The organism is Psychrobacter sp. AOP7-A1-24 (genome assembly GCF_052376235.1).
Classification (GTDB): domain Bacteria; phylum Pseudomonadota; class Gammaproteobacteria; order Pseudomonadales; family Moraxellaceae; genus Psychrobacter.
This window is the reverse complement of record NZ_JBQSVM010000037.1, coordinates 1-26,728: the sequence shown is the minus strand read 5'-3', so window position 1 is coordinate 26,728 and position 26,728 is coordinate 1. Positions and strand designations below refer to the sequence as shown.

General features: G+C 43.9%; 37 protein-coding genes. All 37 read right to left on the bottom strand.

Annotated features, from left to right (window positions below; genetic code table 11):
• Positions 1–252: 252 nt before the first annotated feature.
• On the bottom strand, positions 253–1,032 hold the full coding sequence (locus ACT3QQ_RS11510; protein WP_444528141.1) for a hypothetical protein: 780 nt from the start codon (positions 1,030–1,032) through the stop codon (positions 253–255).
• Between the two features lie 183 nt (positions 1,033–1,215).
• A complete protein-coding gene (locus ACT3QQ_RS11505) occupies positions 1,216–1,710 on the bottom strand; it encodes a glycoside hydrolase family 108 protein (RefSeq protein WP_444528140.1) in 495 nt (164 codons plus the stop codon).
• A gap of 64 nt (positions 1,711–1,774) precedes the next feature.
• Positions 1,775–2,167, bottom strand: a complete 393-nt coding sequence (locus ACT3QQ_RS11500; RefSeq protein ID WP_444528139.1) for a hypothetical protein — start codon at positions 2,165–2,167, stop codon at positions 1,775–1,777.
• A gap of 45 nt (positions 2,168–2,212) precedes the next feature.
• Positions 2,213–4,243 (bottom strand): hypothetical protein, encoded by a 2,031-nt coding sequence (locus tag ACT3QQ_RS11495; RefSeq protein WP_444528138.1) that lies wholly within the window; start codon positions 4,241–4,243, stop codon positions 2,213–2,215.
• A 56-nt stretch (positions 4,244–4,299) separates the two neighbouring features.
• Entirely contained in the window at positions 4,300–7,161 is a 2,862-nt protein-coding gene (locus tag ACT3QQ_RS11490) for a host specificity factor TipJ family phage tail protein (RefSeq protein WP_444528137.1), read from the bottom strand.
• On the bottom strand, positions 7,136–7,510 hold the full coding sequence (locus tag ACT3QQ_RS11485; RefSeq protein ID WP_201627415.1) for a hypothetical protein: 375 nt from the start codon (positions 7,508–7,510) through the stop codon (positions 7,136–7,138). Before ACT3QQ_RS11485 ends, ACT3QQ_RS11490 begins: the two co-directional genes overlap by 26 nt.
• Positions 7,507–7,950, bottom strand: a complete 444-nt coding sequence (locus ACT3QQ_RS11480) for a hypothetical protein (protein ID WP_444528136.1) — start codon at positions 7,948–7,950, stop codon at positions 7,507–7,509. The genes ACT3QQ_RS11485 and ACT3QQ_RS11480 overlap by 4 nt, the downstream gene beginning before the upstream one ends.
• Positions 7,950–8,426 (bottom strand): hypothetical protein, encoded by a 477-nt coding sequence (locus ACT3QQ_RS11475; protein WP_444528135.1) that lies wholly within the window; start codon positions 8,424–8,426, stop codon positions 7,950–7,952. The genes ACT3QQ_RS11480 and ACT3QQ_RS11475 overlap by 1 nt, the downstream gene beginning before the upstream one ends.
• The gene (locus ACT3QQ_RS11470) at positions 8,423–11,752 is read right to left on the bottom strand and encodes a lytic transglycosylase domain-containing protein (protein ID WP_444528134.1); all 3,330 of its coding nucleotides are present in this window, start codon (positions 11,750–11,752) and stop codon (positions 8,423–8,425) included. The genes ACT3QQ_RS11475 and ACT3QQ_RS11470 overlap by 4 nt, the downstream gene beginning before the upstream one ends.
• A gap of 81 nt (positions 11,753–11,833) precedes the next feature.
• Complete coding sequence (locus ACT3QQ_RS11465; protein ID WP_176393012.1) at positions 11,834–11,983, bottom strand: hypothetical protein; 150 nt, start codon at positions 11,981–11,983, stop codon at positions 11,834–11,836.
• A 38-nt stretch (positions 11,984–12,021) separates the two neighbouring features.
• Positions 12,022–12,615, bottom strand: a complete 594-nt coding sequence (locus ACT3QQ_RS11460; RefSeq protein ID WP_087814108.1) for a hypothetical protein — start codon at positions 12,613–12,615, stop codon at positions 12,022–12,024.
• A 61-nt stretch (positions 12,616–12,676) separates the two neighbouring features.
• The gene (locus ACT3QQ_RS11455; RefSeq protein ID WP_444528133.1) at positions 12,677–12,949 is read right to left on the bottom strand and encodes a hypothetical protein; all 273 of its coding nucleotides are present in this window, start codon (positions 12,947–12,949) and stop codon (positions 12,677–12,679) included.
• Positions 12,950–12,963: 14 nt separating this feature from the next.
• Positions 12,964–13,317, bottom strand: a complete 354-nt coding sequence (locus ACT3QQ_RS11450) for a phage tail assembly chaperone family protein, TAC (protein ID WP_444528132.1) — start codon at positions 13,315–13,317, stop codon at positions 12,964–12,966.
• A 76-nt stretch (positions 13,318–13,393) separates the two neighbouring features.
• Positions 13,394–13,891, bottom strand: coding sequence for a phage tail tube protein (locus tag ACT3QQ_RS11445; protein WP_087814110.1), 498 nt, complete (start codon positions 13,889–13,891; stop codon positions 13,394–13,396).
• A gap of 62 nt (positions 13,892–13,953) precedes the next feature.
• Positions 13,954–14,316, bottom strand: a complete 363-nt coding sequence (gene gp17, locus ACT3QQ_RS11440) for a tail completion protein gp17 (protein WP_444528131.1) — start codon at positions 14,314–14,316, stop codon at positions 13,954–13,956.
• Positions 14,313–14,816, bottom strand: a complete 504-nt coding sequence (locus tag ACT3QQ_RS11435) for an HK97-gp10 family putative phage morphogenesis protein (protein ID WP_087814112.1) — start codon at positions 14,814–14,816, stop codon at positions 14,313–14,315. Before ACT3QQ_RS11435 ends, gp17 begins: the two co-directional genes overlap by 4 nt.
• Before the next feature lie 2 nt (positions 14,817–14,818).
• The gene (locus tag ACT3QQ_RS11430) at positions 14,819–15,175 is read right to left on the bottom strand and encodes a phage head closure protein (RefSeq protein WP_444528130.1); all 357 of its coding nucleotides are present in this window, start codon (positions 15,173–15,175) and stop codon (positions 14,819–14,821) included.
• A 5-nt stretch (positions 15,176–15,180) separates the two neighbouring features.
• Positions 15,181–15,417, bottom strand: a complete 237-nt coding sequence (locus ACT3QQ_RS11425) for a hypothetical protein (RefSeq protein WP_444528129.1) — start codon at positions 15,415–15,417, stop codon at positions 15,181–15,183.
• A 30-nt stretch (positions 15,418–15,447) separates the two neighbouring features.
• Positions 15,448–15,756, bottom strand: coding sequence for a head-tail connector protein (locus ACT3QQ_RS11420; RefSeq protein ID WP_444528128.1), 309 nt, complete (start codon positions 15,754–15,756; stop codon positions 15,448–15,450).
• Positions 15,757–15,758: 2 nt separating this feature from the next.
• Positions 15,759–15,947 (bottom strand): DUF7302 family protein, encoded by a 189-nt coding sequence (locus tag ACT3QQ_RS11415; protein ID WP_444528127.1) that lies wholly within the window; start codon positions 15,945–15,947, stop codon positions 15,759–15,761.
• 30 nt (positions 15,948–15,977) lie between these two features.
• Entirely contained in the window at positions 15,978–16,319 is a 342-nt protein-coding gene (locus tag ACT3QQ_RS11410; RefSeq protein WP_444528126.1) for a hypothetical protein, read from the bottom strand.
• A gap of 123 nt (positions 16,320–16,442) precedes the next feature.
• Entirely contained in the window at positions 16,443–17,639 is a 1,197-nt protein-coding gene (locus tag ACT3QQ_RS11405; RefSeq protein ID WP_444528125.1) for a phage major capsid protein, read from the bottom strand.
• Between the two features lie 8 nt (positions 17,640–17,647).
• On the bottom strand, positions 17,648–18,322 hold the full coding sequence (locus ACT3QQ_RS11400; protein WP_444528124.1) for an HK97 family phage prohead protease: 675 nt from the start codon (positions 18,320–18,322) through the stop codon (positions 17,648–17,650).
• Positions 18,294–19,544 (bottom strand): phage portal protein, encoded by a 1,251-nt coding sequence (locus tag ACT3QQ_RS11395; protein ID WP_444528123.1) that lies wholly within the window; start codon positions 19,542–19,544, stop codon positions 18,294–18,296. Before ACT3QQ_RS11395 ends, ACT3QQ_RS11400 begins: the two co-directional genes overlap by 29 nt.
• A complete protein-coding gene (locus ACT3QQ_RS11390; protein ID WP_444528122.1) occupies positions 19,541–21,244 on the bottom strand; it encodes a terminase large subunit in 1,704 nt (567 codons plus the stop codon). The genes ACT3QQ_RS11395 and ACT3QQ_RS11390 overlap by 4 nt, the downstream gene beginning before the upstream one ends.
• 104 nt (positions 21,245–21,348) lie before the next feature.
• Positions 21,349–21,606 carry a Gp49 family protein gene (locus tag ACT3QQ_RS11385; protein ID WP_444528121.1) on the bottom strand — a complete coding sequence of 86 codons (258 nt, stop codon included), beginning with the start codon at positions 21,604–21,606 and terminating at the stop codon, positions 21,349–21,351.
• Positions 21,607–21,628: 22 nt separating this feature from the next.
• Entirely contained in the window at positions 21,629–22,105 is a 477-nt protein-coding gene (locus ACT3QQ_RS11380; RefSeq protein WP_444528120.1) for a phage terminase small subunit P27 family, read from the bottom strand.
• A 392-nt stretch (positions 22,106–22,497) separates the two neighbouring features.
• Entirely contained in the window at positions 22,498–22,842 is a 345-nt protein-coding gene (locus tag ACT3QQ_RS11375) for an HNH endonuclease (RefSeq protein ID WP_444528119.1), read from the bottom strand.
• Positions 22,823–23,005 carry a hypothetical protein gene (locus ACT3QQ_RS11370; protein ID WP_444528118.1) on the bottom strand — a complete coding sequence of 61 codons (183 nt, stop codon included), beginning with the start codon at positions 23,003–23,005 and terminating at the stop codon, positions 22,823–22,825. The genes ACT3QQ_RS11375 and ACT3QQ_RS11370 overlap by 20 nt, the downstream gene beginning before the upstream one ends.
• Positions 23,006–23,095: 90 nt before the next feature.
• Positions 23,096–23,452 carry a hypothetical protein gene (locus ACT3QQ_RS11365; protein WP_444528117.1) on the bottom strand — a complete coding sequence of 119 codons (357 nt, stop codon included), beginning with the start codon at positions 23,450–23,452 and terminating at the stop codon, positions 23,096–23,098.
• A gap of 297 nt (positions 23,453–23,749) precedes the next feature.
• Positions 23,750–24,586, bottom strand: coding sequence for a hypothetical protein (locus ACT3QQ_RS11360; protein ID WP_444528116.1), 837 nt, complete (start codon positions 24,584–24,586; stop codon positions 23,750–23,752).
• On the bottom strand, positions 24,583–24,756 hold the full coding sequence (locus ACT3QQ_RS11355) for a hypothetical protein (RefSeq protein ID WP_444528115.1): 174 nt from the start codon (positions 24,754–24,756) through the stop codon (positions 24,583–24,585). The genes ACT3QQ_RS11360 and ACT3QQ_RS11355 overlap by 4 nt, the downstream gene beginning before the upstream one ends.
• 156 nt (positions 24,757–24,912) lie before the next feature.
• Positions 24,913–25,095: a hypothetical protein gene (locus ACT3QQ_RS11350; protein ID WP_201627374.1), complete on the bottom strand. Its 183-nt coding sequence runs from the start codon at positions 25,093–25,095 to the stop codon at positions 24,913–24,915.
• 14 nt (positions 25,096–25,109) lie between these two features.
• Entirely contained in the window at positions 25,110–25,328 is a 219-nt protein-coding gene (locus ACT3QQ_RS11345; RefSeq protein ID WP_201627372.1) for a hypothetical protein, read from the bottom strand.
• A 28-nt stretch (positions 25,329–25,356) separates the two neighbouring features.
• Complete coding sequence (locus tag ACT3QQ_RS11340) at positions 25,357–25,701, bottom strand: DUF1064 domain-containing protein (protein WP_087814130.1); 345 nt, start codon at positions 25,699–25,701, stop codon at positions 25,357–25,359.
• Positions 25,701–25,898 carry a hypothetical protein gene (locus tag ACT3QQ_RS11335; protein WP_444528114.1) on the bottom strand — a complete coding sequence of 66 codons (198 nt, stop codon included), beginning with the start codon at positions 25,896–25,898 and terminating at the stop codon, positions 25,701–25,703. The genes ACT3QQ_RS11340 and ACT3QQ_RS11335 overlap by 1 nt, the downstream gene beginning before the upstream one ends.
• Positions 25,895–26,728, bottom strand: an 834-nt coding sequence (locus ACT3QQ_RS11330; RefSeq protein ID WP_444528113.1) for a hypothetical protein, incomplete at its 5' end; no start/stop codon positions are given. The genes ACT3QQ_RS11335 and ACT3QQ_RS11330, both read right to left, overlap by 4 nt.

Genomic DNA, 26,728 nt, shown 5'->3' with positions numbered 1-26,728 from the left:
TTATTAAAAGCTCATCAGTATCATTATTCTTTTAATCAACCATAAAATTTAGACAAAAAAAATCCGACCACCTAAGTGGTCGGATTTTTAATATTTGGTGGAGATGGCGGGAGTTGAACCCGATTACATCACATTCTATCACACGCTATCAAATATAGGATTAACAATATCAATGACTTACGATAACACAATGTGATTACATGTGATAGCGTATCATGGCAGGCTGTCAAGAATCATGTCACAGGCTTCCTGTCATGAGATTCGCTTACATAAATGACTTATCTCAGGGCACTGCAATAAAGGAGGGTTTATTTCTCCCATATTCTCCATAATCCATAAAAATCTAAATTCTTTTTGCTTTTCGTATGGGAATGCAGGCTTGACGAAGCCGATTGGTCCTGGCGGCTGGTCTAACCCCGTATAACTTCGATCTGCATATATGATTTTACCCATGCTAGCCTTACGTATAGTAGATACGGAGCTAATTTTCTTTGAAACAGCATTAAAGAATACTCTAGGGTTTTTTATTTCAACACAAAATTTATTACCAATCGCCTCATTCATGTTTTCAGGTGCATGTTCAGCGCTTGCACATAACACATAGGCATCTTTGATAGATTTTTTGTTAGAACAACTTGCAAGGAAAATATCATTGGCATTTTTAGAAATACCAATACCAGCTCGACGAGCTTGCTCAACAAACTCAGGATCATTACCACCACCTGATAATGTTCCTGAAAAATATGTCTCATGAGCTTCTTCGGAATCTCCTTGTTCAGAATTTTCATAAGCTCTACAGTTTTCTAGTGTACTTAAATATACATCACCTCGAGCAAGTGCATCTGCATGCTCTTCTTCTTTAAAAAACTTGTAAACAGAGCTCTGATTATGAAGAGCAAAATTTTTATCTTTTACTGGATTCACAGATAAAAGGTGATTATTCTGCTCTGTTTTTTTTCTTTGGTCTGCTTTTTTCCTCTTCTGTCTGCGCTCATTTTTTAACTTGCTTGTTAAATGACTTCTTTTACCCATTTAAACATTCCTCATACTTTAGACTATATGCATCAATACTACTGAAAGCTTTCTATAAAAGACAGTTAATATATAATTTTTAATACAACCTAAATATAGCAAGGGGTCAAGTATTATTAATCGCGGCTTAAAATAAAAATTAGTCAATCGGCAAAGTTCAGTATTTTTAGAACAATTTGAGTCTTAATTATCTGATGCCGCAAATCGTAAGTTACTAGCCACTCGCCTCGCCCAACCTTTGCCAAAGCTGATCCATCCGCGTAGGCCTGTATAAAACTCGATGCGTTCTGCATTAAATAAAAACACAACATCATTTTTATCCATTGCTGCAACGGCTGCCAACGTACGTGGACCAATCAAACCATCATCGCTAGCGCCAACAGCGCGTTGTAAAAACTTAACGGCTTGTCGATTACCATGATTATATGCAGCATCAGTCAGCTGCCATGCAATCAGCCGGTCTAACTGATCGCCTTTTATAGCGCTATAGTATGACTTCTCGGTGATTTGCTTGGCAAGTGATTTGGGTAGGTTACGCATATCACCCCAATAGTCATGCGCATTGGCAACACGCTTGGTAACACCATACATCGTTTCACCACCGGGATCATTAGGATGATTGACATAGCCACCCTCATGTTTCATCAACCGCTCGAATATCGTATCAAATACACTCATAACTTGTACCTTATTTTAGACATTAAAAAAGCCTCAAAAATGAGGCTGTATTTAATGTTGATTGTTATTTACCAAATATCGCAAACGCTGCGTCTTTAATTTCTTTAATAATTGCCGATAAAGGCTTGCCTTGCATGAGCGCAACGGCTTGATAGACAATCCCAATTGCAAGCATGCCAAATACCGCCCACATGAGCATGATTGCACCTTGAGTCATAGGGCTGTAATCTTGATAACCCATCAACTCAATATGCGCTGAGCCACCAAACAGTGAAATGGTAACTGCAATCGTAAATTTGACGATCACTGACATATTAATTTTCAAGTTTGCGTCTTTACCGATATCACCTGACAGCATTAAACCAAATATCGCACCAATCACGGCGGCAAATACTTTTGGAAGAAATACCAAGAGCTTTAATAAAATAATATCCCCAAATGGTGTGTTGTTTGGCATATGCCTTCCTCAAATTTTAGATAATAAAAAACCCCTATTAAAGGGTTAAGAGACTTGGTAGCAACCGCTAATCTGTAGCGTCACACCTGCAAACTGCGATACGTCCGCTAGCTCAACTGAGCCACCTGTAATGCAGTCTCTAAAGTAAAGCACACCCCCTGAGAATGTGGGCGTGGTCATTAATGCACCTGCAAATGGCGTATAATTATTACATGACATAGATAGACAGCTTGCAACTGTAGGCACTTTAAAGTTTGTGCCGCTAGCAGATAGGCGCACAACCATATTGTTTGCTGCTGTCATGCCTGTAATACTAATATTACTAATATAGATATTGACAAACACTAAGTCGCCAATGCGACTAAATGTGCCTGAACCTGTTGTCGTACTTGTTTTACCACCTGTAGGACTGTCATGCAATGTCACTGTCAAATCGCCTGAGTTTTTACTGGAAAAACTAATGTTCTGGTTGCTGTCTATCTCAAGACCTTTGTAGAAAAAGTCATTGTTTGCGTCATAATGACCTAAAATTAGGCTTTCATCATGCGGAGCTGCAAAATCATTGACAGCCTCGGAGATAAAAGCAGGTCGCCTACGGAAATCTCTAACAGTGGCAACTATACTCGTGTCTTTTCTCATCTGATAGATACGGCATTTTCTACCAGTCCCAAAACCAGATACCACTTGCACCGCTAAACAAGGCTCGTTCCCTACATAAGCCCAACCTGCACCCTCGACCTCGTAAAAATTTGAGCTTCCATCTTGATATGATTTGTCTCTACCCACGTCGAACGGCTTGTTGTAAAGCTCAACGCCTATCATGTCATAAACAGCAACCCTTACTGAATTGGGCGTATCATACCGACCTGCGCCATGAAATATATAAATAACATTATTGTCGCAAGCTATTGATTGCAAGGAGTAATAACTATAGTCCATGTCAGCAATAAACTCTGACATATATTCATTCGCGAAATCAACAATTAGCTTATTACCTAGTATGTACTGCAAATCAAACACTCTAAACAAAACTTTATTGTTTGGCATGTACAGCTTAGCGATTAAATATCGACTATTTAATGATGTTGTACAAGTGCAGTGCTGATTGCTAGTTGTTGTAAAAACCTTAACTTCTCTCAGGTTTTTAATTAAAAGACCCTCACTGTCGCTAGGGTCATCTTCAATTTGAAACAAAACAACCTTAGCGCCTTTATTGCTTATAGATGGACCAGCCGAATGTGCAAACCAACGCTCACCATCGCCATCGTAGCAAACCGACAATCCTTGATGCCCTATCTCAAGACTTGGGTTTTTTAACCATCTTTTAGCGGTTTGGGTCGCTCTTGTCGCGTTAAACTTATTGATAACACACTGCTCAGGGTCATTTATAACATAAGACGTAAACAATTCGTCAGACTTATTGTCTATCGTAAAATCTTGCGGAATAACAGTTTCGCTACCCTCTCCTTGCATTGATAATAGGTATCTATCAAAAGAGTTTTTGTCACCGCCCAACTCTTGCACATCAAAACCCTGTGCTCTCTCCACGGCTTTTAGATAACTGGGTTGCAAACCATTAATGGTGCCCAAGCCATAGAATAGACTGTAATCTACACCTGCTCTTGCAATCAAAAAATCGCCTTTTGGTACATAGAGCTTTGCTTTGTTATCGACAGCATAGGTGTAAGCGGCATCAGGGCTGGAGAAATCCGTAATACTTATTACATCGCTATTTTTATCCGCCTGCGTGCGCGGTATAGCGCCGACATGCTTGGCTGTTGCAGTAACCAGTGTGTCTACTTGCGTATTGTTATCAATCGCAGCACTGTTTAGTGCGTCTTTAACTGCTTGCGTAATCGCTTTTACCTGCACCCCGTTTACAGTGACCGTACCTGTTTGTTGTGTATAAACCGCTTTCAAGCCATCAAGATAATCGATGTAGTAGTTCAAAGTGTTGATTGGTGGCGCAAGACGTCTTGTCACCTTAAAACTTGATGGCTTAAATACAAACTCGGATAAAGACCTCGCATCAATCCTTGCCTCAGCTATCGTTTGTACAATATCGTTAATATCCATACTTTCAAACCTCCACAAAAAAGCCCTCAATTAAGAGGGCATATGTTTAAATCAATTTAGGCTATCAAGCCGTTTATGTAGTCTTTGTCGTTTGGGTAGTAACGCCGATCATATGACATAGCGCTTATCGTAGACTCAAAGATACCCTTGCCAGACTTCTCACTGACCAGATAAACATCAGCTTCAACCTCTGTGGCTTCAGCAATGTTAAATACGGCATGCGTCACACCTGATGTTACCAATGCCATCATTGGTATGCGTGCCAGCTCAATCTGATAATCACCAATCTGACCAACGATCTCAATCACATCGACTGTGCTGTTTTTAAGCTGTAGATGAATAACGTAGTTCTTGCCAGCATCGAGCTCAACTGGATAATCCAACGTTAATATCGTATTGTCTTGCTGCTCAATTTGACCGCTGCACAGGATCGGCACCGTAGAATCAACAACTGCAATTCTGTCCATGCGAGTCACCAAGTCGCCCTCACCATATGCAGTAAACTCAATAGCCTTACGGTTATATCGCAGCTTATTCCATGCCCTGTGCGCTAAAAAATGAGCTTGGATGTGACTGGTAACGCCGCAGCTATCTATCGTCTTATAGTTGGTTCGCAAGTCGTCAGGCAGCCTAACAATCGCCTCGCTGTAATTATCTGACGGATCGCGCCATTTAAACTCAATGCCGTCATAATTATCTTGGATGCCGAAGAACTCAGTAACCACCATGCTCTCTGGTGCGATATTACGATGATTAAATAACGCGAGGCTGTTAGGTGTTTCGCGCTCAAAGCTAAAATAGTGCAAGCCACCTTCACGACGAGCAGTGCAAAAAACTGCTTCCGCAACTGTAAATATCATCTCTTGATAGCTAGCGTATTTATCATCAAACGTATAGTTAAACTCACAAGCTTTATCGGTGCCAAAGTAAACCGCTATCTCATTACTGATATCATAAAAAGACTGGTTATCAACTTCGGTAGCATCCATACGACCAATGTAAGGATCGAGCGCCATTGCTATCGCAATATCAGCAAAGTCGCTCGTCGGAAGAAAGCCTCCAATCGTATCAAGCTTACGATGGGCGATCATATTCAGTTCACTAGCATTGGTACCAGAACCAATGGCCATGCGCCGCAATCGGACAATGGTGTCATGCTCATAGACTGATTTCTTAGTTTCGTAGTAGCTGTATGCACTCTCAAAAACCACATCATCTATTAAACTTGCGCTATCACCGTTATCATTTTCGCGCTTAACTCTAAACCTGAACTGCCCAGCTTGCGGCAAATCTTTTCTAAGCGTAATACCGATTGGATTTCTATTATTTGCTACGCCTTGCATGACATCGCCGTAGCGGTAAATCTGACCTGTGGGCACACCGTCAACGACCATTTGATACTCAACCTCAATGGTCACCTGCCTACTGTCGTCACCATCATATATGCCGTTTTGCGCTAAAAAGTTAAGGATGAAACCAGTGCTGTCTTTGCTACCGGCGTAATACCAACCAATGAAATTATCCTTTGAGCCCTTAATTACAATCTGTCTGCTCAGAAACTGTTGTTTTTGAGCGGCGGTCAAGCTATCAACCTTTCCCCAATCTGCATTGGTCGCCACAGGATTCACTAACTTTAATACCCCACCGTTTGTACTAGCGACTGTATATGTACCACTCAAATCCACATTATTGCTATTACCCGTCAATACTGACGCTGTAAGTGCAACAGCATCTTCTGTCAGCAATGAAAAACTAGGGTTGGTGGCAGCAAAGCTGTCCGACAATGTGACCTCGTAAAAATAAGCGCCCGATGAACCTGACTTTGTTATTGAAGCAACATCATACTCGCCCGCCAAATCGAGTGCGCCGCTTACTGGGTCGTTGATTAATAGCGACGCAATTCGAACTCTTTTGTAATTATCTGGATTAACCACATCGATAGAAGTTGCAATGGTTAGCACACCATCCATCGCCACATTGGTGTTACCCGACAACCTAATGTCTTCGACCGTGCCATAAATAGCATTGCTGATCGTTACTTTTTCGCCAGCAGTAAATTTATAAGAAAAATCAACAGAGCCTTCAATTTTATAATCTACCCAAGCACCAAAATCATCATTCCACTCACGGCCAGACTCATTTATCGTGTCGCTGGGCACGCTGATTTCATTTGGACTGTTGACGGTTACTGAGCGCGTAGATATTCTTGCACTGTTAGGTGATAGCAGCGTCTGCTTGCCATCGATGGCGCTTACCTGCTTAGTGACAATCTGCAACTTATCAAAAACAGATCCGATTTGTATTTGTGGGTTTGGACTTATGGTTGATTGACCAGGTTCATAGATACTGATGGACGCACCATCAATCGTATTGATTGGTGTTTCGCCTTCGTTGATCATATCTTCGTTTATAGCAAAGGAGCCGGTACCAATAGACAACAAGCACTCTTCTACCTGCACACTACCTTCATAATATCGATAAACAGTTGATATCAAGTCGGGTACAACTTTGCGCTTGCCATAGATGTCTGGTGCACGTTCATTGACACGATGCTTGTTTTGACGCTGTGCAAGGCTATTATTTGGAGAGCCTGCTATATCTTGCGGCGCATTCATTTCTGGCATATTCATGTAAGTATAAACTGCCACACCTACTGATATAACCGCGGCGATAATACCAAAGGCAAGTGGCGTGCCAGCGTGACACAATACTTGATAGTCCCCAGTCACGTCTTTGAGCGCCCATGCGTCCAGCTTGGTCTTTGGGGTAATATCGTTCTGTACGCAAATTGTGCCTTTATACAAACGGGCTTGCGGATACTGTTCGCGGACTGCTATCCATTCGGTTAATAAGCACGTATAGAAATGCTCAGCAAATTCGCTAGCATCAAGCTCATTGTGAAAAATTTTTAACATCATAAAATCGCACCTTTTTATACTGTCTCTTGATGCTCCGAAGGGTTTCAAAACGTGGTCCGCTTTCTGATAGATGCAGTATGCGTCGGCAATAGTACAAGCCCACATGATGCCTATTGTCTAGGGTCATCATGAGGATGATAGTGCCGTCACGTGGCGTAGCAACTAAATCACCCTGCCCCATGCCTTCTTTGGTTGGTATTAATGTATCGTCAAGCGAGCCAGTCAATCCCAAAAAGCAATGGCTAAAGTCGTAATCAAACAGGTGCTTGCCAGCATCTATGAGCAAGTGGACACAGTGATAATTGTCACGGTCAAACTGACGATTCAATAAAGGATCAATGCTTTTCATAACAACGCCTTTAAGTCGGGATACTCTTCAGGGCTGTAAGGGCGACCAGTAGCAACGGTGTTCTTATCAGGCGTCTTAGCATCAAAGGTAGTGGCTTGATGGTCACGGCTCATTTGTTCGATGAACAAGCCTTTAGCAATATCGATAGGTTTGTCCTTAGCAAAGGACATGGCGGTCACGTCGTAAGCATATTGACGGTAAATTACTTGTGGGTACTCGTCGCTATCAGATGCTCTTATCTGCTTGATTAGCAATGGCGCAAACTCAAAGTTCACCACTTCGCCTGTCTCAAGCATGGCATCAACACCATCGGCGTGATTGGTCACGATACGTATTGGCGTTGGCCATAAGCTGTGACTGACCTCTATTGTCTCGAGCGCGGCGATACTGGGAGAGCTATCAAGATGCAGGTCTTTGATATCATCAATCGTTACTGCCATTACAAACTCCCTAGTGCATCTGGCAAATCTTCATTAACCAATTTAGCAAGCAAGTTAAGGAGTTTGCGCGGGTCGCCATCGTTCCATAGTCCAATAATGGTTTCATCAAAATCCCTGCCGGTATTGTTTGGCTTTAAACGCAAGCCAAACGATACGCTATAGACTTTACCGTCACGCTCGCCAAGCTGTAGCGAGCCAGCGACAAACTGACAGACGTAGGTAGCGACACTGGTTTCGTCAACAATCAATCGCCAAAGAAACGGACGTGGATTTGTCTGATGACTGCGCCAGAACGCCCAAAAATACTGCTGCTTAATTTTCTCATCGAGCATGACAGATGCTGTGACCGTGTGCACATTGTTAACAAACTGCACGCGCTGACGGGCGAAACCGCCCATCAGTGCTTGCTCTAATAAATTGTTTGCCACTTCTGGCGTGTAGCCGCGCTGTAATGGACAGAGTGCAAAGTTATTCATCGGCGATTCACCCTTGCTGTTGTGCCGCGCTGTATACTCTTGCTCTCGAGTGAGTTGGCGGTGCGAATACGTTTAAATGATTTTTCAATCATCTTGTCTACCATATCGACCGTTACCGTGCCGTCAGGATTATGCCTAGCACTTACCTCAGCGCTTGAATTGTTGTTGATAGTGATGTTGCCGGCACTGGCTTTTTGACCGTTCGACATAAAGTTAGCTAGGTCTTTGTTTTGACGCGGTGATAAGACTCGCTCGCCTTTATCGAGTAAGTAGGTAGATTCTTTGGGTACATAATCAAGACCGCCGTGGGCAATACCGCTTACCGCTGGGGCTTGGACATTCTTAATGGAACTGATTACCTGTGCACCTTGAGCGACTGACTGAGCAATCAAAGGTATATTGGCGGGGAAACCTACAGCCATAGCTTTAGCAACAGCCTGTTGAATAGCCATCACAGACTGTGCAATGGCAAAGCCTTTTTCAATTGCAAAGCTGATACGATAAGCCGCTGATTGCTCGCCCGCAAAAGACTTAGTAAGTCCTGCAATACCGCTGAATAAGCTTTGATACATAGCTACTCGCTGTGATGCTTGTTCTTCTGTGAGCGTCTGCTCTTTTAAAGCATATTCCTGTTCCATTGCCCACATGCTATCTAGGTGTTCTTGACGTGCCAGCTCCAGCAACTCATTGCGTTCAAGCTCTGGCAATAGGTATTCTTCGCCGCGCTCATCCTTCTCATTAATCTCTTTCTGACGGTCTGCATATTGATTATTGACCGAATCATAAGCCTCATCATGGTCTTGCGCTAAACGCCAAACTTCGTAATCTTGACCACTCATAGTGCGCTGAGCCATTGCATCAAGACCAGTGCTAGCAGCAGACAAACCATTGGCTTTCATGCTATTGGCAAGTGATTGGTACATCTTGTCTTGTTCACGCGCTTTGGCTTGTGATGCAAATCTAAAATTAGCTAAATCTTCCTGATACGCAGCCTTTTGCAAATCAATGAGCATTTCGCGTGTGGTATCGTCATGTGCAAACTCAGCATTGATGGCGTCAATCTTCTTGTTATGCTCATAACCCAACTTAACTTCATCAGACATATAAGTTTCAAGAATAGACTTTGCCTTAGCTTGGCGCTTTTCTTCGTACTCAGTTTTTGCGCGATTCAGTAAATCAGTGCGCTTAAGCGAGCCTTCGGCATACAAAGATTCAATCTCTGTGATATCAGCGACATAATCTCGGTCTAGTTTTTCGCGTGCAGTGGCATACTTGACTTGTATTGATTGCTGACGCTTTAGGGTTTCCTCTTGCAGTTTTTGGGCATCTTGTGCTTGCTTGGACACGGTGTCATAAACCAATTTACTTGTATCGGTCGTGGCTGACTTCATATAAGCAAGTACGTTTTTGGTGTACTCCTTTGTCTGCCCAATCCCTGTCTTTTTGTTTCTAGCCCATCTGTCGGATAGTATTAATGACATTGGGTTGTTGTCTACGTTGCCCTCACCTGTGTTGTATGCTGCGATGGTTTTAGCCAAATCGCCATTGAAGTGCTTATATAGATAACTTAGGTACTTAGCGGCACCCTCTGTCGCTTGCTCCATGTTGTAAGCGTTATCAACTTGGAATCTCTTGGCAGTGGCATCTATAAGCTGGAATCCACCTTTTGCTGTTCCCCATTTGGTAGATGGTCCAGTTGCTTTAGTATTACCATGTGACTCCTGCATATGAATGCCGGTCATCAATCCTTGTGGTAAACCATATTGAGCCTCATAGTTTGCAAAGCCATAATTCTCAGCGTTATTTAGTGCTTTAGCATTCACACTCAGCTTGACAGTCGCTAAACCTTTAAGCGACTTTGCAGTTTTATCGTTAGCCTTAGCAAGCTTTTCTTGCGCCTTAGCCTCTTCTTCAGCAGCGTCAGCCATAGCTCTTGAAGCTATAATCTCTACATCTATTGCACCCGTTCGATAGGGAATACCGTCATTTCTATAGGGGAACGCAGCATTATTGCCCTTAGGGGTTAAAACGCTACCAAACGAAGTGTTTGCTGCTGGGCGCTGTGTATTAATCTTATTCATTTTGCCAGAAGCGCCATCTAGCAATTTAGTTATAGTTTCCATATCTCTAGCCCATTGGCTAGAGATATCTAACATACTTCCACTAGCTAAAGCTCCAGCAGAAAAAAACCCAGTAAATAAAGCCTTACCTTTATCGGCCAAATTATCAGCATTATAAAAATTTTGCGCTGTTTGTCCTATGTTGGCCATTTGACGACCAACGGCTGAGAATGAATTGATCAGTAGACCCATGCCAGCTGCTAGCCCAACTACTGATGCTGCTGTAATATTTATAGCTTGACCCACACCACTGATTTCATTTTTGAAGCTACCGCCTTGGGTAGTACCTTCTTTGAAATACTCTATTAGCGTAGCCATGGCTGGTAGAGCGGCAGTGACTAGTTGATTGGATACACCTTCAAACTTAATCTGCAAGCCTTCGACCTCATTTGCTAAGAGCTGAGACTGCTCTATGGACTCCTTAGTTCTTATCACGCCAGCTTCATTGAGGTCATGCTCATAATTACGCAAGGCTTCACCGTTATTGTCCCAGAGCGGTATTATGTCGCCTAAGCCACTTGCTAATGACTCAGTAACGAATCTTACTTCTTGTGTTGTCGCTCCTGCCTGCTCCATTTCGTTAACTACGGCTTGGATAGCATCTACGCTGTCCATCGTAGATAAGCTTTTACCAAATATTTCTAGCTCTGCATCAGTCTTCTTGGTAGCGTTTTGCATAAGCTCCAAAGTGTCTACTAGACCACCACCACCGGTCGCGCTGAACTCACCTAGCTTCTCTTGAGCGTCCGCTAAGATATCACCGACGCTTTCCATCTCTAGCCCATACGCACCAGTGGCGGCCGTCAAAACTTGTAGGTTGGTAGTAGAAGTGTTTGCTCTTGTGGCCAATCTTTCTAATTGCTCGTCTGCTTCTGCTGTTTGCAATGCCAACGTTACTAACCCCACACCTATAGCAGCAACTGACCCTATAATAGAGGCAGCACCTATTGCCGCCGCGCCTGCCAAACCTCCTTCGCCAAAAGCGTCAGTAATGGAAGAAAGTTTTTCATTAAGAGAACCTACAGCATCGCCGATAGCCGTACCACTGAGATCGTCTATTAACTTTTCTTTAAACTTACCAACAGACTCGCCCATATTTTCAGTACTGTCACGAGTCTCACGTTCAGCGCGCGACAGACCATCGGTAAACTCACTCAGGCGTACTGCCAAGTCGAGGGTTAGCGTGCCTAGTGAAGTGTTGGCCATAACGGTAAATCCTTATTTTGGGCAATAAAAAACCCCAATCATTTCTGACTGAGGTTTCTTTGGAATTATCTAGCTGTCTTACTATTGGTCGTCTATATACATATAAACGTAATAGCCAGTGGGTATCGATTCAACGAGTGACCAGCGATTACTTTCGATCAAATGATTAACCCATATCTGCGCCCAACTTAATTGCTGAGTAGGTAATTTGGCTCGAGGTGAATATTTCATTATTTACTCCAAAACACTATGCAATTGACTGAGTTTTATTAATGTTGCCAATCTAAATTCTCGGTATCAAGAGTAAATTGTTGATCGCCGTTATTGTAAAATCCTATTTCAAGCATTGTGGTTTTAGAGTCTTTTAGCTTATTTATGAAAATGTCTTCAGAGCCATCCAAAAACATCGCTTCACTTGACCCGCCAGCAGCTCTAGACATGGGATACTGCTCAATATCTTTATCATCAAACTTTACTGTCATGATGCAATTTCGGTACTCACACCATAACTGCCCATTATTTGTAACAACCAAAACCTCATTATTCAGCTCATCGCTATGTCTAACGATAATACTTAGGTCAGTACCGCCAGTGTAAGGCGAACTTAAATGCACATTATTTCTAGATGTAGTTATAGCGGTATATGTCGTAGTGCCCCGCATTTCATCTACTGATTCATTGTACTGCCAGTTATTGATAATGGTAGATTCCTCAATAACAGGAACTTCAACTAAATCCGCTTCTTTTTCTGTTGCTTGCTTACTTTCTGCTATCGGTTTTGGCTCGGCTATAAAGCCATAGATGATACTTATTGCCATAAACGTAAAAAATATTCCTAACGCCCATTTAAGTGACTTTTGCATAGCACCCTCTAAATAACTAATTATCTAAAGATAGTATTACGAAACAGCACAAATATCTAGCCTAGCCCTCAACCTGATCTTCAAAACTCACCACGACATCATCTTCATTTGGCATAAACTCAAGCGGTTCCACCCAATCTTCAGCTTTAAGCCCTTTATTAATATTCATTGCAATGATATTTGCAGCAGCTTGCTCGACACGCCTGCCAATGTTTAGGCTGCCTCGTCTATGGCGATACTCAGCCCATTGGTTTATCTCAAGCATGGTCAGATTTGATTTAACCTGATGAATGGTATTACCGCCGATACCAGCCAACGCAAGCTCAAAAAGCAATTCATTCTCGCCTGCTATGATTCCTTTTTGCCCTTGGTCTTCTCCATCGCCTTTTTTACACTATCAAGCCCCCATACTTTATTAAATACAGCATTCGCCAATGGTTGAATAAAGTTTTTTTCGACTTGCTGCTGCGTGAACGTCGTCTTACCTTTTTCATCAACCAATGCCTTACTTATCCATTCAGCAGCAACATCTTCATTGTTATTCATACGTTTATGTAACGAATCACTTTCTAAAAATGGAAGCGTTTTGTACTTGATATCAACTTCGCACAGCTCGCCCTTGTGGTAAAACTCAACTGTATCTTTATGTATCTCTCCAACCAAGCTACCTGCCTTGACGTCTGATAGTTCATACTTTGCCATCTTTCCAATCCTCTAAAAATAATTAAGCCTCAATTAAGAGGCTTAGTGTTAGCGATAATTACTGATTACAGCACGTTTAAGGCGTAGTCTTGTATGCCGTGATAGCTCGAGACTGACGCTTCATAGAGACAGTGTGCTTCACCAGTGAATCAGGGTCGAATGTAGGTGCGCTATTTTTCAGCAGGGCTGTGAACGACGTCCAAGTACGACCTTCAGGCAGCGTGACTACACCAGTCAAAGCCTCAAGCGTTGGTACAATCTTACCGTCAGACCAGCCAACGAATACTTCTACGCCTTCACGGTCATCCGCAAGCTGTAGTAAAGTAATATGAGTGGCGTTTTCAGGATCGGTATTAATCGTGATAGACCCTTCACCCGGTGTATTCAATCCATAAGTGGACGTTGCTGAGTCTTCTTCTTCCAGACATGTATCAGGGATATCGGTTGGGCTATCATCACCCAACACAATGCCTGTGATACACATCATCTTAGTCAGTACCACCGCACCCTCTTCACCGTGTTTGATCCAAACATTGGTACCTTGCGTGAATACGCCTTTTTTAATCTTAGCCATAACGAGTTGTCCTGTAATTTGATGGAGTTTTGATTGTGAATTGATGGGGTTTTGATTAACAACTAACGCTCTAAGATCCAATTTGCATCGAATCCGCGACCGTATAGCTTGGCTTTGCTGTCATGCTGACTGATTGATGGGTTTAATATCCAAGAGTGTTTCTCTAGCACCGCTCGTACCGCATCACGAATTTCATTGGCTTTGCGTGGACTGGTGTCATACACCATCACCTGATATTGAGTATCGTCAAAATTTGCGGGTTCATCCAAATGATTGTTTGCTTGCCCTGATATGGTTTGCCAGACGATGTACGGTGGCGCTGTACCAAAGGGCGCTACATCCTCAAACGCTTTACTCTCGACATTGATAAGCAATGCCAAGTCGATATCAGCTTTAAGTGTGCGGTATATCGGTAAAAAGCTCATAGTTTGGCAATCTCCTTGTCGAGCTCTTCTTTGTATGCTCTGGTAAATTCAGCTTGCACCGCGGCCATGTTGTTGTTTAGTGCTGGTCGCAAAAAAGGAGTAGCTGATTGATGTGCGGTACCAAATTCGGGGAAGCGCCAGTACCAAGTATCACCACCAGAGTTCGCCTTACTACCTTGCGTCTGATAAGTTCGACCTATTCGGTTTGCACGTCGATTGTCTGCATTGGTACCGTACTTTCTCGCACCGCCTTTTACACCGACCTTCATCACAACATTATCAACGCCCTTAGTTTTACCGGGCTTAGTAACGATGTTTTTCCAAATCTTTTCGGGGCTGTCTTTGTCATCGAGCGCTTTGGCATTAATCACAGCTGCTTTTTTGACGATGTTCATTGCTTTGCGTGAAGAGCGTGTGGCAGCGTTTTTGGCTTTACGTTGATTGCCAAGCTGACGTAGCTTGGCTTGCACTTCATCAAGCCCAGTGATTTCGTTTGCCATGATTAGTCCTTGAATTGCTCAATACCACCTGACAAAGTGAACGTCGTATATTCCAAACCGCTATCACCATCATCAAGCCCTTGACTATCTACAGCAAAGACTCGACCCTTCCAAACAACACGCATAGTCGTATCGATATCAAGACCAGTGCGATAGCGGACTTTCATTCGTGCAGTGATTTCAGAGTCAGCAGCTTGGGCGCTAAGCAAATCCTTAGTAGATAGAGGCGTGATTTTGGCATAGGCTTTTTTGTAGTCGATCCACTCTGACGGCAACTCATATCCATCTTCATCACGCCCACCATTCACGCGGCTTTGGATAGTGACGCGGTGCTTTAACTCGCCAGCATTGACTGCCATATTATTCACCCATCTAAAAAGGTTGAGCCTGTTTCGTCATCGTCGTCTTGTTGCTCGACGAGCTCGTTTAATATCTCATCGTGCTGATCAAGCAGTCGCAAGATAATTTGCTCTTTTTCACTGGACTGCTGGATGAGTACGTTGTTTTGTTCGACCAGTTTTGTCGTCAGCGTTATTAAGCTTAGCAATAAGCTGCTTAGCTCGTTTTCTGGCTTCATCGGTTCTTCGTTTGATCCACTCACGGCGTGCCTCGCATCCTTTACAAGTCATTGTTAAATTCCCATATTTCGATAGGGCTGTAGCAGATGATAAGCACCCATCGGCATCTCGGTCATCGATGATTCAGACACTGCTTCACGATGGGCGTACCAGTGGCCAACGATGAGTAACATTGCTTGGTCAATAGAGGCATTATCAATAACACCATTAGGGTCATCATTTGGCACCGCCAATTCGTAAATGGTGCGATCAAGGTGCATTTGAACATGGTCACGAGCGGCTGCCATGTATCCTGACAGCAGCGCATCTTCATCATCATGCTCGATGCGGCATTGAAATTTCACCTGCTCGAGTGTGACCATGGTTAATCCGCCTTGTCTTTGGTGTCGGTTTTCACTGCTACTGCTTTGGTTTTTGGCGTTTCCGCTTTTGCTGCATCAACTTGAGGTGCATCAACTTCGACAGCGTAGCCTTTATTGATCAGTTTTTTACCTTCTGCTTTGTCGACTTCAACAGTGGTATCGCGCTGCAGAGGGGTTCGGTTGACTATCATGTATCTCAAAGTACGTATAAACATAACGGTTTACTCTGATTTGTTAGCTGGCTCTTTTGCCATCTTGTTTTTGGTTTCAGGTGCTGCCTTCTCTGCCTCACCAGCCTCTTTCTTAGCCTGTTCAGCATCAGCCTTAGCCTCTGCAGCTTCCTTGTCAGCCTGTGCTTTGTCGGCGGCTTCCTTTTCAGCTTTTTCTGCAGCCGCCTTAGCATCAGCGGCCGCTTTTTTCTTTTCTGCTGCAGCTGCTTTAGGATCGATAATCAACCCCATTCTTAGAAGCTCTTTAGCGTCTGAGTCGTTTTTAACTTCGCGCGTATCGCCTTCAAAGTATTGCTTGTCACCCCAGTGCTGCTTAGTTACCTTGTATTCCATGACCTACTCCTTTTAGTAAGACAAAATCAGCTTAATAAACTGGCTTTGGCTTAATAAAAAAACACGCAACTTGATAGACGAGTTGCGTGTTTTGTATTTTTAAGGATAAAAGTTTCGTGATTACTAAGGCGTAGTTTTCGCCGCTAGCGTTCCAGTGATGAATGCTTCTGGACGATAGACTGCAAGTGCCAAGCGCTCTTCACAAAGAATGGTAATCATATTCTTCACAAAGTCATCTTCGTTCTCAGTCGCAATGGCAATTGATGCTTGCTGACGGTCAAAGACTTGGGCTCCCATATTAAATGCGCCAGTCAAGAACTTACCAACACCCATCGCTTGAGTGGCAACGACTGGCAGACCCCACATGGTTGGGTTAGCAGTACCTTGCGGCTGCCCAATGATGTAACGACCTTCTGTATCTTTCGATAATTCCATCAATGTCCAGTCAATTGGGTTCAGGACGTGACCACTTGCCGGATATTCAGCCAATACCGCTTGCAGCATTGCCAAGCGCAATTGATCCATGATCGTATAGTTAGCCATGCCAGTAGGGTCAGCAAAGGCAGTCGCTTGTGGCACAATACCTTTTAGATTACCCGTCAATCCGTCACCATTTAGCAATTGACGGTCTTCAACCAACTTCAAGCCATACATCAATCGACCGCCGATATAGGATTCAAGCTGCGCCGCGTCGTCCAAAATTTGACGAGATGCCTTGATGTGGTGAGCAATCGTGCGAACGGCAGATGTTTCATCAGCGAATTGGATATCAGACTTAGCTTTCAACGCACCTTCAGCACTTTGCGCAGCTGCGCTATTGGTAAAGCCAGTTTCACGAATGTACTCAATAGAGTTGCTATCGGTGGTGCCAGATGCAATCAAATCGCGGATATGCAACATTTGATTGGGCGGTGCAATGATGCCAGCTTGGCGCTGAGGCGTAGTCAACGCGCCAGCCGAACCAGGCGCAGCAGTCGTTGCGCTAGTAACGTCTTTAATATGCAAAGTCGCGCGGCCGCCATTTCGTGGGTTTTCAGCGAATGACTTAAACTGCTCACTTTCAAACATCTGCTGACCAAGTGATTTTTGCTCAACCTGACCATCATCACCACGACGTGCTTGCTTTTGCTCAACTTCATCAAGGCGAGTCTTAGCTTCATTCATCGCCTTTAATGCATTATCGACCTGATCTTTTAGGTCGCCCATATTCTTTTCGCCCGCCTGCATTTTGCCTTTTAATTCGACGCCTAACGCTTTTACGCTGTCAGTTGCTTTCGCAAATTCAGTGGCGAGCTCTTTTACTTGATCTTCAGGATCCATAACAACCTCTATAAATTAATGTTTTTTAAGATAGTGAGCGTGGCGCTCATATCGGTATTAGCTGATTGTTTTGCTTCAGGCTCGCCCTGAATCAGTGAGCGCAGGCCATGCCCAGCTATGGCAGTAGCTTGCGATTTGGAGAAGCCACCAGCATCGCGCAGGAACTTCTCAAATTCGGGTAGTGTGGGCATCTTGCCCTTTTCTAAAATAGATTTAACGCTATCAATTCGACTCTCTTCATTGGCAGGAAAGGTCACAACACTGACTTCTTTTAAGTCGATAGCCAATAATTCGAGCACGTTGTCATCTTCGTTGAATGACCATTTTTGCAAGCGGTAGCCAATAGATAAACCATCAATAGCCTTATGCTTCATAAGCGCATGTGCTTCACGCGCTCGAGCCACATCTTTGACCAATAACTGACCTTCGCCATATAAACCATAATCATCTTCAGTCAACTTAGTCCATACACCAATAGGCTCACTGCGATTGTGTTGCCACAGAATTGGCGGCATCTTGCCTTTGTCTGTCCATGCTTTGATACTGTCAGCGAATGCGCCCTTTTTAACGACCTCACCGTAACTATCCTCAACATCATTGACGCTGCAATAGCCACTGAAAAAGCCCTCATCGTCGATTGCCTTTACGTCAAAGCTAATCGCTTTCGTTTTTAGTTGACTCATTGTTTTTTCCCAATAGTTCGATAGGTGTAAGGTTGAGCTGTACAGTAAGTTGATCAGCACCAGCATGTGCAGGTAAATCTTCTAATGCGCGCACCTCATTACGGGTCATCACGCCATTTTGCAGTAGCTGACTATAGAAAGCTGAACGAGCTGCGCTATCCGCACGCAACAGACCTTCAACCGAAAACTTCGGTGAGTATTTTTTACGCTCTTCAGGTGTCAGCAGCTTGCGCTTAACCATTTGCTCAATACGTACCAGTGTTGGCCGTAAGCCATACGTTAGGTAACCCAAGTTCATTTGCTCAAGACTAGACGCCCATGAGGACGCCTTATCCATGTGATAGATAAGCTGTGGCGGGGTTTTAAAGGTTCTGCATATCTCTTCGATACCAAAGCGACGATTCTCTAACAGCTGAGCATCTTGTGCACTAATACGTATATGTGAAGCACTGGCTGGCTCCATACCAGATTCGAGTACCATCCATTTGCCAGCATTCTGAGGCTCACCAAATGTCGCTAAGTTCTGGCGTAAGCGTTCACGCTGCTCTTTGTTGAGCGTTTTTTCACCAGTCTTAAGGAAGCCACCAGCTTTGAGGTTGTTTTTAAATTCAGAATTAGCGGCATTATTTGCATCGATCTGACCACCAATAACATCGGACTGATATTTGATAGCCGACAAACCAACCAAGCCATCAAGAGAAAATCCTTTTAGATGCAAGATGTCTTCTTCGTCATAAACAACTTCGTTCTTAGTGCCTTTCTTATATGTGTAATCGATTTTGCCCACATTGCTGCGACTTACGTGCATATGTTCTGGGTCTAGAAACTCTAAAGCGATGACTGTTTTTAAAGTGTTTCTAAGTATGAGTGCATATCCATTGCCATCCAGCTCTTGAGACGCGACCATCGCCTCCCAAAACTCACTAGCCGTCATGTCAGCGTTGGGCTGATCGTGCAAAATTCGATACAAAGGATGGTCTTTTGCTAGGTCTTTATTGTCATCACGAAGGTGAAATGGCAAGGAAGCAATGGTTTCGCTACGTAATCGGACGCACGCCCACACCGTTGCAAGCTTCATTGCCTTGTCTGGGCTGATGCTATTACCGCCAGCAGTGCTGCCACCCGTAAAAGGAATAGAAGTATCCCCTTTATCTAAGCGGCTCTCATTACGCCACGAACCTCTGAATCGTGACCACCAGTTACTGTCATTAAGTGTACTCATGCGATAATTGGGTCCATTAGAAAGTCATTTAAGTTGCCAGCGTCATGGTCATGCACCGTCGCACGTGCCAACGCCATGATTCCAGCAACTGGCCCATCAATCTTGTTTTCAGGTCGCTCTTTGTTTGGGTAAATATTGTCTTTAACATCGAGCTTGGCGACCACGTTTGACATCATCCACGTCATAATTGGACAACCGCCATGTGCCCATCGTTGAGACAGCACAAGTGCTTCATTCTCTTTCATAGGCTCAGATATGTTTTGCACGGTGTGACGTATCTCAACCATGGTCACGCCATCACCTGATAGATTCTGTGCCAGTTGCGCTGCTTGCCATGGGTCATACGCGACTTCGCGCACGTCATGTGTTGTCATATCGTCAGCAATATCATCTTCAATCATTGAAAAATCAACGACCTCCCCTTCCATGACAGTAAGCAATCCAAGCTTGTCCCACTCTTGATATCGCTCGCTATTGACCTCGCCTTCTTCATATAGCCGCGCTTCGGGTATGTAGTACTTACCATGGACGTGATAGTTAAGATCATCTCCGCATGGCGGGAATACCATCACCTTGGCAACCACATCAATCTTGGTTGCCAAATCAAGGCCGATATAACATGGTCTGCCTTGCAACTCTTCAAGTGATAAGCGCTTTGGCGCAAGATTCCATTTGGACATATTCATCCAAGCTGTCTTGGCGCCGACAAACTCATTGACGTGTTTGGTGCGGAACGTATTTTGTTTACGCGCAGATTGCACGGCATCACGGCAGCGGTCTTTTAAAAACTGACCACCGACAGAGATGTCATAATTAGGGTTTGCTTTGCGTAATGCGGCTTCGCTTGTCCATTCATCATCTTCGTCTTTGGTGTAAATCATTGCCCACATATCAGGCATGTTAAGTACACCCTCAAGCATTTTCTGCGCATCACGTATGAGCATGTAACATGGTCCACCAATGCCGCTACCGGCAGTAGTGATAACAACCATCATGGGTTGTTCACGCGCACCCATGCCCGTTTCCATTGTGTCGTATAGGGTGCTGTCTTTATGCTCGTGATATTCATCTACCAAAGCACAAGATGGGCTTGAGCCATCGCCAGGCGTACCGATGATGGGTTCAAATCGACTGCCATCTCGTGACACATTCATATTTGACGCATTAGACTCAACGCCGTAATACTCTTTGAGCGCTGGCGTACGGTCAACCATTTGCTTAGCTGGGCGGAATACTTCCCATGCCTGCTTCTCAGTAGTAGCGCCCGAATATACTTCGGCACCGAACTCATCATCAGCAACGAACATGTACAAGCCGATGCCAGCGGCAATAATTGACTTACCATTCTTACGTGGCACAAAAATGATGATGCGCGTATAGCGACGTAGCTTTGTCTTCTTATGAATCCAGCCAAAAGGGATACAGATACTGAATAACTGCCAAGGTTCTAGCGTAATTTTCAGTCTTTTTTGTGCCCATTTACCCTTGGTATGGGGCAGCAATTGGATAAATTTGGCTATCTTTTCAGCTTTTGCAGGATCAAACTTGTACGGAAAATCCTTTGAGCGACTGGCTTTTTTGTCATCAAGGTGACGTTGGCATGCTAGCTTTACCCACTTACATGCAATAATTTTGCCCGCAACAACGTCACGTGCATACTTTTCAGCCTTTGCAACATTGGTGTATTTAGTGCGGGCCATTTCATAGTTTCTTGTCTTTTATTGGACGTAAAAAAACCACCGTGAAGGTGGTGGTGTATTGAGTATTGCACTAATTGGAATTATAGATGCTTTTCTTGCATGCCTTATGCACCGTATAACTTTTGGCGAAGTGCAAAACCATACGGCATCCACATTCCATCTATTGCAGCTTCGTATGCGTATTTTTCTCCAAGCTCTTTATCATAGTTAGCGGCATCAACGCATGAAGACTCACCCGTAAAAACAAATCCGTTTTTAACTGTAATAGCGCAATGCGTTAGACGGTCATTTATTCGCGTGTATTTAACATCGGTAATTTCTGATTTTAAAAATTCGATAGTAATTTTGTTTGTGTCTGTCATAACTAAATCCTTAATAGTGTTTTTATAAATCAGCGAACGGATTGCCGCTACCTTGCTCACCTTTTGGACCCATTAAACGTTGACGACTACTAGGATCCAACCCAAGCAAGCTACCAAACTGCACCATCTGCCGCTTGGCTTCATTGACTACTGTTACCGCTGGGTTTTTAATCACTGTCTTTTCAGTATGGATGGTAATGCCGTTCTTGTTAATATCTTGCTCAGCTTCACGCCAGCGACAATACGCCATGCAAAATGATTCGACGTTATGCAGATCTGGTACCGTCAAAACTTCATTGGCCAATAAGTCTGGCATGATAGTTTCCCACATACCAATAGCGATATCAGGCATCCAAGCAGGTGCATCAACTTTGGTGAGCTTCGTAAATTCAGGCTCATTATTATTCAGTGCACGCTTACCGGGATTACCCGCCAGCTGTTTTTGCTTCGTGGGTTTTGGCTTGCGACCACGACCTGGTACCGTTGCAACGCCACCCATCTCAATCTCCAAATTTGTAAGTTTTGCTTTTGACCTAAGTTTTTAATTTCGCGGTCACACAGATTCACTTTAGGGGGCGGTCACACGGGGCTTCCGGCTGAACTATCGAGGTGCCTACCCCCTTTTAGGTATTTTTTACATCGCATTTGGATGCATACATGTGAGAATGTTTGCCACAATAAATAACTCTACTCATGTCATATGGCTTGTTATCGTAGTGATAGCAGACGTCGCCACACTCAGCGCACTCTCTTTCGTACTCGATATATTCGGACTCTTCAGTTTCCATTGAACCTGAAGCCTTTATTTTCATGTAGCCAATAGACACAGTGATCAATGCTAAGATAATTATCGCTATGCAAATACCTTGAATAATAGTCATATCTCACACCTCATTCATTGGCCGTTTTGGTTCGATGACATTTTTTACAGAGCGATTGGAGGTTTTCAAGCTCGTCGGTACCGCCGTTTGCCTTATTGATTATGTGATCGACGTCGGTTGCTGGCACGTATCTGCCTGCCTGCTTACAAGCCACGCAAAGATGACCATCACGCTCAAGTACTTGCGCGCGTAGCTTACGCCAAGCATGTCCATAACCGCGCTTGGTTGTGCTGCCTGTTCTGTCTGGTCGCTTGGTCCAGTTGCTTCGTTGGTCTGCATGCTCATCACAGTATCCCTTGTCTTTACGAGTGGTTAGGTTTGGACAGCGATACTGTCTACATGGCGTGGATGGCATGAGTACTTTCCTTGGCTTCGATAAACTTAATGAGCTGCTTAGCTTCTGTGTTGCCACGGTCAGCACGGTCTTGCAACAGCTTGCGTTGATGCGCCTTGAGTGTAGGAGTCTCAGCCTTGTCGTAGCTGTCATAGAGCTCTTTGCCTGAGTATTCGTACAACATGACAGCAACTCCATGACCAAACGTTAGACATAAAAAAGCCCACGCTATTTCTAACGTGGGTAAATCGATTGGATGTTATTAAATTAATAGCTATTTTTTGTGCGTACCTTCTACACCGCGACGCATACGCTCAATAGTTCTCTGCTGCAACCAGTGCTGCGCTTCTTCAATGTGAGTCAATGCACAAGCATTTTCTTTGCAGCGATATTCACCGTCTTGAAAACCGCGTAATCGGTCTGCAACAATCTCAAGCAACACTTCGTTTGTTAATCCGTTTACGCCGTGCTCATTAATAGGACCATTCTGGAAACGAACATCAACTAGCGTGCTATTACCATGCGTTACTTGATAATGATGATTAGAGTTACCCTGCCCTTTTTCATCCATCGCTACCAATGATAATGTGTCATTAGTTGGATTGATGATGTGACCTTTAATCTCTCTCATAATAATACCTATTAAATACTGGGCATAAAAAAGCCCACGCTATTTCTAACGTGGGTAAGGATTGTCAACACATCATGATGACTACACGCCACATGCAACGTGCATCAGCCGGTGAAGACTTCGATTTGGTTTGCAGTGCCACCTGCTAGTGGGTATCTCAATGGCATGTGCTGACTGCGGCTAAATCAATCAGGCATAAAAAAAGACGAGAGCAATTAAGCTTTCGTCTTTTATGTTCTGCTTTATCTGTTACCATTTAGCAGTATGAGAAATACTACCCTAATCTGGCACGGTGCGTCAAGCGTTATCATCTACTCTATTGAGCTGCATGCGATAGCTACTGACGTACTGATCAGCGGTGCTTACCATATCGACGAGATCATCCATCATTTGACGCTGGTACCGCACCCACAATGTCGTATAAGAGCTAGCCTTTACTTCTATGCCTGAGAACTGTAACCGACCTTTCACTGTGTATATATCCCACAGCTCATACAATTCAAAGTGTAATACCATACGTGCCATCAATCGTGCCAGCTCAGGCAAGCTGTGAGTGCATGCCTGAGGTGCAACACGCCTATTTTTATTGCAGCGCTCAATCATATTAGCCGCTAGGTATTGCACGACCTCATCGAAATGGCGTGACCAATCCCAGTTAGTGTCGCTACCCCATAGCAATATACTTGCCAGCGCTTTGGCTGGCTCGTCATCAATCATAGCGATAGCAGCACAATGGTCTTCCCAGTTTACTTCTGGTGGTAATCCACCAGCACCAATATTAAACTTAACAGTCTTAGCGTGCATACCTTGCTCAAGCCAATCTTGATTTGATAGCTGGAGGTTCGGTGATTGACCAAAGTTGTTAGGCAATTCATCAATCCAAGCATAGGCAAACTGACCAGGCTTAGCAGTATCTTCTTGTGGTGGCTCAGGCTTATCTGACACTTCTTGCGCTCGAACAACTGGCACAGCGTAACTGAGGAACTTCTCAATAGATATAACTCTTTCTTTTGTACGATTTGGATTGTTAAGCCATTTAAACCTAAGTTCGCCTTTATCATAATCGACATGCAGCACTTCCATTGTCTCGCCTGCCTTATCGACCCATTCGGTCTTAATTTCGATATTAGTCACTCGCTCACCTCACTTACTGGATCAAAATTATTCAAGAAATAAACGATGTCAGAATGGCACTCTTTAGAACCCATGTCATAGAAAACACAGCGCTGTGGCAATGATTTCACAATCGCCAATTCACCACTGTGCTTACATCGCCACTCGCTATCGACCTCAACCTTAGTCACTTCTTACCACCTTTCTTAGTTTTGCGATTGTTGCGCGGCTTATGTGGTATATAATTCTGGCCTTTAAACTCAAACGGGTTGCATATGCCATGAGTCTGCTGCTTTAGCATTGCAATAATTCTACTACTGTCCTTTATCTTACTCATCACACTGCCCTCAATCTCGCTTAAAACCAACTCTTGCAACCATCAGTAGCGCTAAGAACCCAAGTAACGCCAACAATGAGCCTGATAGCTTGTATAGCGATATAACAACCCATGACACAGCTAATACCAATACCACGTTATAAATCATCGCCATTAGCGCATGCCAGCATTCTGGCCAATATCTCCAATCCATAATCATCTACTCCTTTAATTTGAGTTGGTGGCATGAGCTGCCCATTCTTTTTGTATTGATTCATAATCCAGCATGCCTGATGGTGGGTTAAGGTAATCGCAATCTGAGCACCTGATCATTAAAAAACCATTAGGATAATCACTGCCGGCAGGTCTAGGTCTGAGCTCTAAATCACTAATTGAAAACTTTATAACTTGATAGCAGTTGCCGCATGTTGCTTGATGGTCATTCATGGCTCACCTTTCATGTGCTTTATATACTTTAAAAATCTCGAACGTCCCAGCCACCACCATTTCTCTTTGTTTGCTTCATGATTGCTATGAACTTGAAAGGGAACTTGTCAGCAGCGACTTTAATCTTCACAAGCGCGTCGTCAGTCCAATGACCTTTAACTTCGTGTATTTCTAATTGCCCGTCTGAGCGCATCACCAAGAAGTCTGGCTTGTAGAACGTGTTATCCGCTAGGCGTAGGTTAATGTTGTCAAAAGAGTAGTAAGAGATTTCACCTTCGCGGCGCTGCATTTCTAAATACTGGGCATACGCTTTCTCAGTATTGTTCATCTTCCCTGATTTCATGCGACCTAATGCTTGTACGTTCTTGTTCATCACTTACCATCCTTTGAATTAATGTCGCCATATTCGTGATCTATAGCGTTTCCAAAATCGTCCCACTTAGCATAGTCATCATGGAAAGGATCTCCAGCAACTACTCTTACCCGTCCTGACCAGCCTTTGTGAGCAAATACCTTTGCGTCATATGCTTTCTGTAACCCTGAGACGCTAAGGTTCTTTGTTGTTTTCATACCGCCTCCTTCATTTCTCTTGATAAACGATCATATGCTGTTACTCGAGCTTCACCAGACTGAACATATCTATCTACATAAGCCTCGGTCTCCGCGGTGGTCATGCCTTCCAGTGGTGGACGCTTACAACCATTCAGAGATAAAGGCGCATACTCATCAGCGGCATCACTAGTGCTGTGACTGGGGTGGTAGATAGGCGGTAAATCACTATCAAAATTTGAGCTGCCTTTATTGGCTGTGGTGCCCCAATCTTCGTTGTCTGTAGAGAAGCGACCTTTCGCTTTTTCCTGCCGCGCTTGATTAGCAGCTTGCTTGTCCACTTCACCCGCCAACCATTTACGCAGCTTAGCCTTGCGATTTGATTCAGTGGTTATCGGCTTACCAAGTAGCGCCTGCTCAGCGTAATGGGCCTTAAAATCCCCTACGTGCAAAGCATACTGGTCTTCAGTGAGCTGCATCATCTTGCCTGCTTTGAATAACTCACCACGCATCTGGTCAATGGTTGGTGCTTCCCAACTCTCAATATCATCTGCACGTTGGTCACGTATCTGATCAGCCTTGGTTGTTGGCCTTGCTGCTGGTTGTGTCTGCTGTGGAGGTTCAACTGGTACCGGTTGAGTTTCTGATTGCTGACTGTCATCAGTAGAGTTTTCCTCGTGTGTTCGCGTGTTATCACTAACTGGTTTATGGTTATTGGTTTCTAGTTCATGGTTACTAGTTATAGCAGCGTTTTCTATGTGACCTTGCGTGACATCGTTGTGACCACTTGTGACAGCTTGCGTGACATCATCATTCTTATTATTTGTGACATATTCTGTGACAGCATCAAT